Here is a 12,305-nt window from a genome sequence, read left to right as displayed (position 1 = left end):
CCCGAAAGGACTACCGCCGTTATGGCCAAGATCATTGCATTTGATGAAGAGGCACGCCGCGGCCTCGAGCGGGGCCTGAACACCCTCGCTGACGCCGTCAAGGTCACCCTCGGCCCGCGTGGACGCAACGTCGTCCTCGAAAAGAAGTGGGGCGCTCCCACGATCACCAACGATGGCGTTTCCATCGCCAAGGAGATCGAGCTGGACGATCCTTACGAGAAGATCGGTGCTGAGCTGGTCAAGGAAGTTGCCAAGAAGACGGATGACGTCGCTGGCGACGGTACCACCACCGCTACTGTCCTCGCACAGGCCCTGGTCAAGGAAGGCCTGCGCAACGTTGCTGCCGGCGCCGACCCGCTGTCCCTGAAGCGCGGCATCGAGAAGGCAGTGGACGCTGTTATCAGCGAACTGCTTGCTTCCGCCAAGGAAATCGAAACCAAGGAAGAGATCGCAGCTACGGCTTCCATCTCCGCCGGTGACCAGGAAATCGGTGCACTGATCGCCGAAGCCCTGGACAAGGTGGGCAAGGAAGGCGTCATCACGGTCGAGGAATCCAACACCTTCGGCCTGGAGCTGGAACTCACCGAGGGCATGCGCTTCGACAAGGGTTACATCTCCGCTTACTTCGTCACCGACGCTGAGCGCCAGGAAACGGTCCTCGAAGACCCGTACATCCTGATCGTCAACTCCAAGATCTCCAACGTGAAGGAACTCGTCACGGTTCTGGAGAAGGTCATGCAGTCCAACAAGCCGCTGCTGATCATCGCCGAAGACATCGAGGGCGAGGCCCTGGCCACCCTGATCGTCAACAAGATCCGTGGCACCTTCAAGTCCGTTGCCGTCAAGGCTCCGGGCTTCGGTGACCGCCGCAAGGCCCAGCTGGCCGACATCGCCATCCTCACCGGTGGCCAGGTCATCTCCGAAGAGGTAGGCCTCAAGCTGGAGAACGCTGGACTGGAACTCCTCGGCACCGCCCGCAAGGTTGTTGTCACCAAGGACGAGACCACCATCGTTGAAGGTGCAGGCGACGCCGAGCAGATCGCCGGCCGTGTTGCCCAGATCCGCGCCGAGATCGAGAACTCCGATTCCGACTACGACCGCGAGAAGCTGCAGGAACGCCTGGCCAAGCTGGCCGGCGGCGTCGCAGTCATCAAGGCCGGTGCCGCTACCGAAGTTGAGCTCAAGGAACGCAAGCACCGCATTGAGGACGCCGTCCGCAACGCGAAGGCTGCCGTTGAAGAAGGCATCGTTGCCGGTGGTGGCGTTGCCCTCATCCAGGCAGGCGCCAAGGCATTCGCCAACCTCACCCTGCAGGGTGACGAGGCAACGGGTGCCAACATCGTCAAGGTTGCCATCGACGCACCGCTGAAGCAGATCGCTTTCAACGCCGGCATGGAGCCGGGCGTTGTGGTGGACAAGGTTCGCGGCCTGCCTTCCGGCCACGGCCTGAACGCTGCCTCCGGCGTCTACGAAGACCTGCTGGCTGCCGGCGTCAACGACCCCGTAAAGGTCACCCGTTCGGCCCTCCAGAACGCAGCTTCCATCGCTGGTCTCTTCCTGACCACCGAGGCTGTTGTTGCTGACAAGCCGGAGAAGAACGCTCCGGCTCCGGGCGGCGACGAGATGGGCGGCATGGGCGGCTTCTAAGCCTCCTGTCCTGCAGCATTACGCTTAGCAACGACGACGGCGGTCCTCACCTTCGGGTGGGGGCCGCCGTCGGCGTTTCCTGCCAGGGCCCGTTTGACGCGTGGATCGGCGAAAAGCCGCGAATGCGTCCAGTTCGTGGGGAAAATTGCGGCGACTGCGCATGGTTCCCGCGATCACGATGGAGGAGGGACGCGGCTTCAGTGTCTGTGAGGTCTGGCAGGATTGATTGCATGACGATTATTGCTGCCGCCGATGGTTCTGCCCTCGGTAATCCCGGGCCGGCCGGATGGGCCTGGTATGTTGACGACTCCTGTTGGCGCGCCGGTGGATGGCCCCACGGAACCAACAACATGGGCGAACTGATGGCGGTGCTGGACCTCTTCCGTTCCACCGCCCACATCCCGCACGAAGAGCTGCGGATTCTCTGCGACAGCCAGTATGTCATCAACTGCATCACCAAGTGGATGCCGGGGTGGAAGCGCAAGGGTTGGCGCAAGGCCGACGGTAAACCCGTGTTGAATGTCGATCTGCTCAAGGACATCGATCGCGCGATCGCAGGACGCAAGTACACCTTTGAATGGGTCAAGGGCCATGCAGGCCATGAGCTCAACGAGGCCGCGGACGAACGCGCCAGGGCCGTTGCAACCGCCTATCAGCAGGGCGTGGCTGCGCCCACCGGCCCCGGTTTCTCCGGAGCCTCCGGAGCAGCTGCCGAGCCTGTCCCTGTGCACGCGGCACCAGCCGCCGCATCGGCCGCAGCTCCTGCTGCCAAGGTGGCTGCTGCAACTCCAGCTTCAGCCCCGGCTGCCAAGGCGCCGGCCCCCTCCAGCCCCTTGCCTGCCTCGAGGCTGGACCGGGCTCCACGGCTGCATTCGGAGCCCACTTTGTTCGGTGAATCCGGTATTTTCGGCCAAGCGGACCTGTTCAGCGAGCTGGAAGATGCCGCCGCCCCGGAGCTGACACCGGAAGAACTGGTCGTGGCACTGGAACGGGAGCTCCTCCGCCCTGATGTGCGTGCTGACATCGGGCGGATAGGCGTCCTGCTTCATCCGGACTTCGCGGAGATCGGCCAGTCCGGCAGGTTCTGGACCCGCGATGCGATGATGGTGGCGCTGGAGGAAGATCCCGGCGAGCACGTGGAACTGGAACTGCTCAGCGCGGACCGTCTGAGTGAAAACACGATCCTGCTCAACTACAGGAGCCTCGCGCACTCGGGTTCGGCGCTCCGAAGCTCGGTCTGGCTGTTGGAACGCGGACAGTGGAGGCTCCGCTTCCATCAGGGGACGCCGGAGAGCTGAGCGGTACCGTTGCTGGCTGCGAACCCTGAAGATATTCCGTCGGAACCTGCGGGGGAACAACCGGAGGGGAACAGGCGGCGAGAAGCAGACTGTGGAAAGTAACCTGCGGGAAGTAGCCTGGGGGAAGTAGCCTGCGGGACCGGCCGAAAGGGGGACATCGGCCGGCCCCGCAGGGGTCATGTCCCGGATAAGGGCTCCGGGTACAGCGGAAGGAGCGCTCCTAGTAGGCGAAGCGCTGGGTATTGCCCTGTTCCACCTCGGCATAGCTGGTTGCCGCCGAAGCCAAGGCCACGTTGATGGATGCGAGGGATGCCTCCACCTTGCCCTGGGTCAATGCCCACTCAAGGACGAGCGCGTGGAAGTTGCTGGCAGCCGAACCGCGCCACGTGGCTTGCAGCTCTTCAAGGCCCATCTTCATGGCCTGAACGTCGGCGCTGATCCTGTCCACGGTGGTCTTGACGTTGGACGCCTTGAGTTGCAGCAATTCGGTGTCTACGGAGATGACACTCATGGATAAAGCCTTTCGACGAGGTTGTTCCGCGGTTTGCGGTGGGTGCGTGGGCCACAAGACAAGAGCCTATGAACTACCCCAAACGCCTGGAACAGCACGTCGCCGCTATGTGGATAACGCCTCGGCCGGTTCCTCGTGGAGTGGAAGGCTGACCACCAGTGTTGCGCCGCCGCCGTCGGTATCCTGCACCCGCACGGAACCGCCGTGGCTGCCAACAATTGCCGCCACAATGGCCAACCCAAGGCCGCTGCCGCCGGTTTCCCGGGTCCGGGAAGTGTCGGCCCGATAGAAGCGTTCAAAGACCTTGTTGGCCTCGTCATCGGGAATCCCCGGCCCGTGGTCGCGGATCTCGATCACGGACATCCTGCCCTCGGGAACGTTGCGGACCCCTACCGCGAGTTCAATGGGGCTGCCCTCCGGTGTGTAGCGCAAGGCATTGCCGACGAGGTTTCCGATCACCTGGCGGAGTTTGGCTTCGTCCGCTTGAACGGGAGCAGCAGCGGGGGAGGCGCCGTCCAATCCCACCAGCTTGATGGTCCTGTTGCCGGAGGACGCCTTGGTGTCCACCACGGCGTCGTTGGCCAGCAACTGCAGGTCGACGGGCTTGAGGTTGAGCGGCCGTTGTTCGTCCAGCCTTGCCAGCATGAGAAGGTCCTCCACCATTGAACCCATGCGTTTGGCTTCGCTTTCGATCCTGCCCATGGCGGTTGCCACGTCTTCGGGCGAAGTGAGGGCCCCATGGCGATAGAGCTCGGAGAAGCCGCGGATGGTAACCAGCGGGGTGCGCAGCTCATGGGAAGCGTCGGCCGCGAACCGGCGCATCCGTGCTTCGGAAGCTGCCCGTGCCGCAAACGAGGCCTCGATATGGGCAAGCATGGCATTCAGGGAGCCGCCCAGCCGGCCGACTTCGGTATGGATGTTGTCGATCTCCACGCGGCGGGACAGGTCCCCGGCCGCAATCGCAGCGGCCGTCTTCTCCACCTTGGCCAGGGGCCGGAAGGAACGGGCCACAGTCCAGGTGGCAATGAAGAAGGCCAGCACCAGGGTCAGCAGCCCCACACCGACCACCACCAGGACGGCATGTTCCATGACTTTGTCCACGGGTGCCAGCGGAAGGCCGATGATGACCACGCCGTTCTTGCCGTTGGCGGTCACACCTACGGCCACCACCCGCCAGTTGTTGCCTGCGGTGCCGTTGACTTGGAACGGTGTGTTTCCGCGGGCCTTCGCCTCAGCCGGGGTGATGCTGGAAATGGCCGGACGGTCGTCGGGGCTTCCACCAAATTGGTAGGGCGCAAGTCCGGGTACATACAGCGTCAGCGAGTAGTCCGTTGGGACCGCGGGGTTGTATTCGGAGAGCTTGTCAAAGGACTGCTGGTCCAGGGCAAGGGCGACGGCGGCCTTGAGTTTGTCGTCCACCTGGCCTTGGAGATAACTCTTGACGAGCGTCAGCGTGCCTGCCCCGGTGGCCGCGAGGGCCAGTAGGAGGAGTCCCATGATGATGGCAACGAGTTGCGACCTCAGGGACGCTGTTTTCCAGCGTTGCAGCAAGGTCAGCGCTTCTCTGCCGTCCGCAGCACGTAGCCCACGCCGCGCTTGGTCTGGATGAGCGCCGGGGCGTCGGGGTCGATGTCTACCTTCCGGCGAAGGTAGGAGATGTACGACTCAACGATTGAGGCATCACCGTTGAAGTCGTACTCCCACACGTGGTCCAGGATCTGGGCCTTGGAGAGGACGCGGTTGGGGTTGAGCATCAGGTAGCGCAGCAGCTTGAATTCCGTGGGGGACAGCTCGATCACCGTGCCGCCGCGCCGGACTTCGTGGGCGTCGTCATCCAGTTCAAGGTCGTCGACGCGGATAACGGCGTCGTCGTCTTCAAGCGGCTGGGTGCGGCGGAGGACAGCCCGGATGCGCGCGACCACTTCGTCCAGGCTGAAGGGCTTGGTGACGTAGTCGTCGCCGCCGACGGTCAGTCCGGTGACCTTGTCCTCGGTGTCATCCTTGGCCGTGAGGAAAAGGACCGGGAAGTGCTTGCCCGCTGCGCGGAGGCGTCGGGTTACGGTGAAGCCGTCCATGTCCGGGAGCATGACGTCCAATACGGCGAGGTCAGGGGCATGGGTGTCCGCAGCAGCAAGCGCTTCGCGACCATTGGACGCTGCAACGACCTCGAAACCTGCGAAACGCAGTGACGTGGAGAGAAGCTCGCGGATGTTGGGTTCGTCGTCAACAACAAGGAGCTTGGCTTCGGGGCCGTTCTTTTTCATGCATCCATGATGCTCCCGGATTCTGGGAGTTATCTGAATGCTTTATGGGAGCGGACTGCGTGCAAGGTGGTGCCGGGCAGGGCTCCTAGCTCCCCAACGCGAGTCCCGTTCCCAAAGCCACCATGGTGACGGCGATGCCGCCGTCGAGCAGTTGCCAGGAGCGGGGCCGGGAGAAGAATCCCTTCAGGAACCGGGCGCCGAACCCCAGCGACGAGAACCAGAGAATGCTGCCCAGAATGGCTCCCGCCCCGAACCACCACTGTTCCCCGGAACCTTGGGCGCTGGCAATGGAGCCCAGGAGCGCGATGTCCAGGTACACGTGGGGATTGAGCCAGGTCAGTGCCAGCACTGTGGTTATGGCGGCGGCGAGGCTTTTCTTTCCGGATTTTGGAGGACTGCCGTCAGCTGTCAGGGACTGCGGGTTCAGCGCCCGCCGTGCCGCCATGATGCCGTACGTGACAAGGAACGCCGCGCCCACGTAGCGAAGGATGACGACGGCGGTGGGCGCCGCCGCGATCAAGGCGCCGGTACCGAGGACCCCGGCCGCAATGAGAACGGCGTCCGAGAGTGCACAGATGGTGACGATAGCGGCGACGTGTTCTCCGCGGATACCCTGCCTCAGCACGAAGGCATTCTGTGCCCCGATGGCAACGATGAGGGCAAGGCCGGTGGCGAGGCCGAGGCCCGCCGCGTTGATGGTGTCAGGAAAATTCACTCCTCCAACGTATTGGCGGAGCTCGACTAAGAACAGCTAAAGATTCTTCACTGGATTAAGCTTTGCTTATGAGATTTCCTTCGGAACAGTTGTCGACGTTCGCCGCAGTCCTTTCCGAAGGCACGCTTGAAGCAGCAGCCAGGACGCTTCACATCACCCCCTCCGCGGTTTCCCAGCGGTTGAAGGCCCTGGAGCAAACCGCCGGGCGGGTGCTGCTGCAGAGGAGCAACCCCGCCCAACCGACGGAGGCGGGGGAGGTTGTGCTTCGGCTTGCCCGCCAAGTGGCGCAACTGGAGGCTGATGCCGGAGCGGAACTGGGCTTGGGGGCAAGTGGTCCGCGCTTGGCCATACCGGTTGTGGTGAACGCCGATTCCCTGGGTGTCTGGTTCCTGCAGGCCCTGGCGCAGGTAGCTGCGGAGGTTGACGTCACCTTCGATCTCCACCGCGACGATGAGCAGCACTCCGCCTCCTTCCTGCGCTCGGGGAAGGTGATGGCGGCTGTGACAGCAACACCGGATCCTGTGCAGGGTTGTCGGGTGGAGCCGCTGGGTGTCATGCGCTATTTGGCGGTCTCTGAACCGGCCTTTGCTGCCCGCTGGTTCTCCGACGGCGTCGACCCCGGGAAACTTAACACGGCACCCACTGTGGATTTCGACCGGAAAGACACCTATCAATGGGCCTTTGTGCAGTCGTTGGCCAGTACGCCGGCCGGTGAATCGATTGACGTCAAAGGGCCTCGGCATTACGTTCCATCCAGTCACGACTTTGGAAATGCCATCCGCTTGGGCCTTGGCTGGGGCCTTATCCCGGAGATCCAATGCCAACAGGACATCAAGGACGGCACACTGGTGGAGCTTGCCCCGGGCCGACCCCTCGATGTGGCGCTCTACTGGCAGCGGTGGAAGACCGCCTCTCACGTGCTGGACGTGGTGAGCGACACCGTTCGAACCGTAGCAGCGCAGTTCCTCAGGCAGCCCTGACAAGCCGCAGGACAGTGTTGTTTTGGAACACGCCCGTCGATGCTTCCAAAAATGTCAGTGCCCCATTCCACACTTGAAACATGGCAAAGAAAACAGCACCAGTCAGCAACGCCGCACACCCGGTGGAAGTTCAGTACGAATACCACGTGAGCTACTTTGACTCGGAAGTTGGCCGGGTCCAGGTAGAGGAGTTCGAGGACCTGCAGGCAGCCGAGCGCTTCGCTTCCATCCAACTCCGCTCGGAAGATTGCTGGGCCGTAGTGGAGCGCTTCGACATTCAGGCCTACATCCACCTCGCCGCCTGAGGAGCGTGCCTACTCCGGCCGGTTGTGGGCATGCCCTCCGTGGACGAACGGTGAGGACACTCCCTCGTACTGCATGAGCATCATCATCCCTTCGGCGGCATGGTCCAGGTTGTGGCAGTGATCCATCCAGATCCCCGGATTGTTGGCCACTAGCAGGACTTCCCAGACCTCTCCGCCCTGGATATCAACGGTGTCCAGGACCAAGGGTGATCCGCTCGGTGCCACTCCGTTCCGGCTGAGTACCAGGACATGATGACCGTGCGGGTGCATCGGGTGCGGTTCGGCGGTCCGGTTGATGATCGTTACCTTCACGACGTCCCCCTCCGCGACCTGCATGGAGGGCACCAACGGATAGGCCGCGCCGTTCACCGTGAAGGCATAGCGGGGGACCCCGTCCACAAACCGGAATTGCCGGTCCAACACGATTACGTCCTCACGGTCGGCCGTCGGAGTATCAACCCTTCCTGGCACGGGTTCGCCATAGCCCAACAGATCAAGGACGGGAGTGGTCGCAAAAATTCCAGGAGTGGCCTTCTCCGGGTTGCTCCCCGCTGAAGGGCTGTTTCCGCCGGAAACGGCACCCGAAACTTCGCCGGAAGTGCCACCCGAAACTTCGCCGGAAGTGCCACCCGACACCTCACCCGACATCTCGCCGGGACTCCCGGGGCTGATGACCACCGCGGCGTCAGCGGCAGCATCCATCCGAATGGTTACAGGAGACCCGGGCATGGCAAAGGTCAGGTCATACCGGCCGCCGGCGCCGAGACGGAGCAGCTTTCCTGACACTTCGCCCGGCTTGTTGACTTCGGTTCCATCGACGGCGGCCACTGTGAACGCCGTTCCCTGCACGAGGTAGCGCTGTGGCAAGGAGTCGGTATTGATCAACCGCACGCGAACCAGCGAGCCCGGCTTCACCGTATACACACTGCTACGGTCTGAGGAGCCCAGCATCCCCAGACCGCCGAGGTCGTGCCCTGCCACCACGATGTCCGCGTCACTACGGACCATGGCGGGATCGTGCACGACGAATACGCCGTAGAGCCCCTTGCGGACTCCTTCGGCCGAATCCTGATGGGTGTGGTACCAATACGTACCTGCCTGTGCCGCGGCAAACCTGTACGTCATGGACTGGCCGGGCAGGACAGCGTCCTGGGTGGCGCCTGCCACTCCGTCCATGGCGTTCGGCACGTCGTAGCCGTGCCAGTGCAGCGTCACCCCGGCCTGGACGTCACGGTTGTTCAGTACTACTTCCACTACTTCGCCCAGTTGGGCTTCCAGCATAGGTCCCGGCAGGCTGCCGAACGTCCAGGCTTCCGTTGTCCGCCCCGATGGCAGGGTTACTTGTTCAACCCTCGCCGTGAGTTCATAACGCCGGACTGTGGCATTCGCAGGCATGTCGCCCAGTAGGGCAGTCACCGGCGTCATGGCTGACACCGGAACCGGACTGCCGGCGTCGTGATGTCCGACGGCGGTGATGATCCCGGTGCCGTCCGCGGCACGGCTGCCCAGCCACGTGAAAACGCCGGCTCCCAGGGCCGTGCATGCCATCAGGCCCGCCAGCGCCGTGGCTGCCGTTGCATGCCTGCCGCCACGAGCCGGGCCCAGTGCGGTAACAGCGTGTCGCGGGAAGAGCGCCATTCTGGCCAGCACAACCACCCCTGCGACGAGGAAGAGCAGGATCATCAGGGTCCAGAGTGCGGGGAAGGGTCCCAGAACGAACATCAGGGCGAGGGAACCCACAGCGCCGGCGCCGGCTGCCACCATGGCCAGGACGGCGGCTTCACGCCCCCGGAGGGGTGTCGGCACCTGTGAGTCGTCGTTGGGGGAAAGGTGTGCGCCGGTGTTCCGCCTCCTCAGCAAGAACGGAACACCGGCCATCGCGGCCCAAGCCGCGGGGATGGCGGTCAGCGGCAAGCTGATGGTTATGCGTTCGCTGGCAAACCACCAACTGCCCGCCGCCAAGGCAGGGAGTAAGGCGTAGCGGGCTGCCGTTGCCACCAGGGCGACGGCAGTCGCGAGGAGCGCCAAACCGGTCAAGCGAGGCTTGGCATGGCCTTCACTGGCTGTTGACGTCCACGTCATCCAAGCTGCCGCGGCCCAGGCACCGGCAGCCAGGACCGCCAGCACCAGGTCCACAGCCAACAGCTGTGAAGTGTTCAAGACAGCAGGTGGTCAGGCCGAAGCGGGAGACGTGGGCGCGTCGGAGGAGGTGTCCTTGGGTGGCAGCGGTTGCGGGTTGAGGGCAGCAGCCCGTGCCCGGCTGAACAGCCAGTAGGACATGAAGATGATCAGCAGCCCGGTGATGGGATGGATCGATGCCACCCACGAGCCGGATGGAGTGATGAAATCCTCGGATGAGCCCGTCAGCATGCCGCCAATGATGAAGATGAACAACTGGACCCAGGTCATCAGGAAAATTCCGGCGGCAAGCCAGATGGTTCGGGAACCCATACGGGCGATCGCGGCCACAATAGCGGCGAGGAGCGCGCCGTAGCGGAGGACGTACTGGCCGTTCAGGACGTGGTAAACACCCGCTTCGCGCTGGGCTTCGATGGTGTTTTGGAAGTGGAAGTAGCCGGCAAAAAACAACTGGGCAAGTGATGAAAGCAGAACGATGGCCGCAAGGACCATGAGGGTCTTACGCATTGGGGATCCCTCTGACAGGAACTTCACAGATTCAGTAAAGGCCTTCAAGCCATCGGCACCCTTGGCTGCGGGCTACCCCCACTGCCGATGACTGGCCGCCAGGCTGCCTGGACCAAGGGCAGCTTTTTAAGGGCGGAGAGCTTCACTTGGAATCGTAAAATTGCTGGAGATAAATAGCAAGGGTGCGGGGGTTATTCGCCCCAACGGCTCCCGGCCCCCTGCCCCCAAAGGCTACTGGCCCTGTTCGGTCCCGACGTCCTTTCCGACGTCCTTGGCGTCCATGATGCGGTAGGCATAACCCTGCTCGGCCAGGAACCGCTGCCGTTTCGCGGCGAAGTCCTGGTCGAGCGTGTCGCGGGCAACCAGCGAGTAGAAGCGCGCGGCCCGGCCGTCCTGCTTGGGCCGCAAGAGCCGGCCCAGGCGTTGGGCCTCCTCCTGCCGGGAGCCGAAGGAACCGGAAACCTGGATCGCCACGGAAGCCTCCGGGAGGTCGATGGAGAAATTCGCCACCTTGGACACCACCAGAGTTTGGAGCTCGCCCTTCCGGAAGGCATCAAAGAGTTTCTGGCGGGCCTTGACACTGGTTTCGCCCTTGATCAGGGGAGCGTCCAGCCTTTCGGAAATCTCATCCAGCTGGTCGATGTACTGTCCAATGACCAGTAGCTGCTCGCCTTTATGTGCCTCCACGAGCTGTTCCACCAAGGCGGTTTTGGTCTCCGACGTGGCGCACAACCGGTATTTGTCAGCGTCCTCGGCCATCGCGTAGGCCACGCGCTCGTCCCGGGGCAGGTCCACCCGGACCTCCACGCAATCGGCGGGGGCAATGTAGCCCTGGGCTTCGATGTCCTTCCAGGGAGCGTCGTAGCGCTTGGGGCCGATAAGGCTGAAGACCTCGCCCTCGCGACCGTCTTCACGGACCAGGGTGGCGGTCAGGCCGAGTCGCCGCCGGGCTTGCAGGTCGGCAGTCATGCGGAAGATCGGGGCGGGAAGCAGGTGGACTTCGTCATAGATGATCAGTCCCCAGTCATGGCCGTCGACAAGTTCAAGATGGGGGTACAGCCCGCCGCGTTTGGTGGTGAGCACCTGGTAGGTGGTAATGGTGACGGGCCGGACCTCCTTGACGGCACCTGAATACTCGCCGATCTCGTCCTCGGTCAGGGAGGTCCGTTTGAGGAGTTCGTCCTTCCATTGGCGGGCCGAGACGGTGTTGGTCACCAGGATCAGCGTGGTGGTCGAGGAGGTGGCCATGGCCGCTGCCCCCACCAGCGTCTTGCCGGCGCCGCAGGGAAGCACGACGACGCCGCTGCCGCCGGCCCAGAAGTTCTCCGTGGCCACCTTCTGGTATGGGCGCAGCTGCCAGTCTGTCTCGTCCAGCATGATCAGGTGCGGCTGGCCATCCACATAGCCGGCCAGGTCCTCGGCCGGCCAGCCCAGCTTGAGGAGCAACTGCTTGAGCTGCCCGCGCTGGGAGGAATGCACCACCACGGTCTCGCCGTCGATCCTCGGGCCCAACAACGGCGCAATCTTCTTGGCGCGGATGACCTCCTCCAGCACCGGGTAGTCGTCCGTGCGCATCACCAGACCGTGCTGCGGGTCTTTTTCCAGCCGCAGGCGGCCATAGCGGGACATGGTTTCTTCAATGTCGATCAGCAGCGCGTGGGGTACGGGAAAGCGGGAGTACTTCAACAGGGTGTCCAGCACCTGTTCGGCGTCCAGTCCTGCGGCCCGCGCATTCCAGAGGCCCAGGGGGGTGAGCCGGTAACTGTGCATGTGCTCCGGTGCGCGTTCGAGTTCGGCGAAGGCAGCGATGGCGTGCCGTGCTTCGGTTGCCAACTCGTGGTCGACTTCCAACAGGATGGTTTTATCGCTTTGAACGATCAGCGGACCGTCGGTCACTCTTCATTCCTATCTTGCGCGCCTCCGCGGGCCCGCCGTTTGC

Annotated in this window: 11 protein-coding genes; 4 read left to right on the top strand and 7 right to left on the bottom strand. The window is 63.3% G+C overall.

The window, feature by feature from the left end; all coding sequences use genetic code 11:
- The first annotated feature begins 21 nt into the window (after positions 1-21).
- Together groL and HMI59_RS16660 are read left to right on the top strand one after the other, a co-directional pair.
- Complete coding sequence (gene groL / locus HMI59_RS16665; RefSeq protein ID WP_021473673.1) at positions 22-1,647, top strand: chaperonin GroEL; 1,626 nt, start codon at positions 22-24, stop codon at positions 1,645-1,647.
- 230 nt (positions 1,648-1,877) lie between these two features.
- Positions 1,878-2,945 carry a ribonuclease HI family protein gene (locus HMI59_RS16660; RefSeq protein WP_193591922.1) on the top strand — a complete coding sequence of 356 codons (1,068 nt, stop codon included), beginning with the start codon at positions 1,878-1,880 and terminating at the stop codon, positions 2,943-2,945.
- Positions 2,946-3,165: 220 nt separating this feature from the next.
- Here the strand turns inward: HMI59_RS16660 and HMI59_RS16655 are convergent, their stop codons facing one another.
- The 4 genes from HMI59_RS16655 to HMI59_RS16640 form a co-directional block, all read right to left on the bottom strand.
- Positions 3,166-3,456, bottom strand: coding sequence for a WXG100 family type VII secretion target (locus HMI59_RS16655; protein ID WP_021473671.1), 291 nt, complete (start codon positions 3,454-3,456; stop codon positions 3,166-3,168).
- A gap of 105 nt (positions 3,457-3,561) precedes the next feature.
- Positions 3,562-5,007: a HAMP domain-containing sensor histidine kinase gene (locus tag HMI59_RS16650; RefSeq protein WP_193591921.1), complete on the bottom strand. Its 1,446-nt coding sequence runs from the start codon at positions 5,005-5,007 to the stop codon at positions 3,562-3,564.
- A 2-nt stretch (positions 5,008-5,009) separates the two neighbouring features.
- A complete protein-coding gene (locus tag HMI59_RS16645) occupies positions 5,010-5,720 on the bottom strand; it encodes a response regulator transcription factor (RefSeq protein ID WP_021473669.1) in 711 nt (236 codons plus the stop codon).
- An 85-nt stretch (positions 5,721-5,805) separates the two neighbouring features.
- On the bottom strand, positions 5,806-6,435 hold the full coding sequence (locus HMI59_RS16640; RefSeq protein WP_227471426.1) for a LysE/ArgO family amino acid transporter: 630 nt from the start codon (positions 6,433-6,435) through the stop codon (positions 5,806-5,808).
- 68 nt (positions 6,436-6,503) lie between these two features.
- Between HMI59_RS16640 and HMI59_RS16635 the strand changes: the two genes are divergently transcribed.
- Positions 6,504-7,415: a LysR family transcriptional regulator ArgP gene (locus tag HMI59_RS16635; RefSeq protein WP_193591920.1), complete on the top strand. Its 912-nt coding sequence runs from the start codon at positions 6,504-6,506 to the stop codon at positions 7,413-7,415.
- A gap of 80 nt (positions 7,416-7,495) precedes the next feature.
- The gene (locus tag HMI59_RS16630) at positions 7,496-7,720 is read left to right on the top strand and encodes a hypothetical protein (RefSeq protein ID WP_193591919.1); all 225 of its coding nucleotides are present in this window, start codon (positions 7,496-7,498) and stop codon (positions 7,718-7,720) included.
- Positions 7,721-7,729: 9 nt separating this feature from the next.
- Here the strand turns inward: HMI59_RS16630 and HMI59_RS16625 are convergent, their stop codons facing one another.
- The 3 genes from HMI59_RS16625 to HMI59_RS16615 form a co-directional block, all read right to left on the bottom strand.
- A complete protein-coding gene (locus tag HMI59_RS16625) occupies positions 7,730-9,880 on the bottom strand; it encodes a multicopper oxidase family protein (RefSeq protein ID WP_193591918.1) in 2,151 nt (716 codons plus the stop codon).
- A 12-nt stretch (positions 9,881-9,892) separates the two neighbouring features.
- Positions 9,893-10,366: a hypothetical protein gene (locus HMI59_RS16620; protein ID WP_021473664.1), complete on the bottom strand. Its 474-nt coding sequence runs from the start codon at positions 10,364-10,366 to the stop codon at positions 9,893-9,895.
- Between the two features lie 231 nt (positions 10,367-10,597).
- Positions 10,598-12,262, bottom strand: a complete 1,665-nt coding sequence (locus tag HMI59_RS16615; RefSeq protein WP_193591917.1) for a DNA repair helicase XPB — start codon at positions 12,260-12,262, stop codon at positions 10,598-10,600.
- Positions 12,263-12,305 lie beyond the last annotated feature (43 nt).

The organism is Paenarthrobacter sp. YJN-5, assembly GCF_015040095.1.
GTDB classification, from domain to species: domain Bacteria; phylum Actinomycetota; class Actinomycetes; order Actinomycetales; family Micrococcaceae; genus Arthrobacter; species Arthrobacter ureafaciens.
Note: the sequence above shows the minus strand (reverse complement) of the source record. Positions and strands in the feature narration are given on the sequence as shown.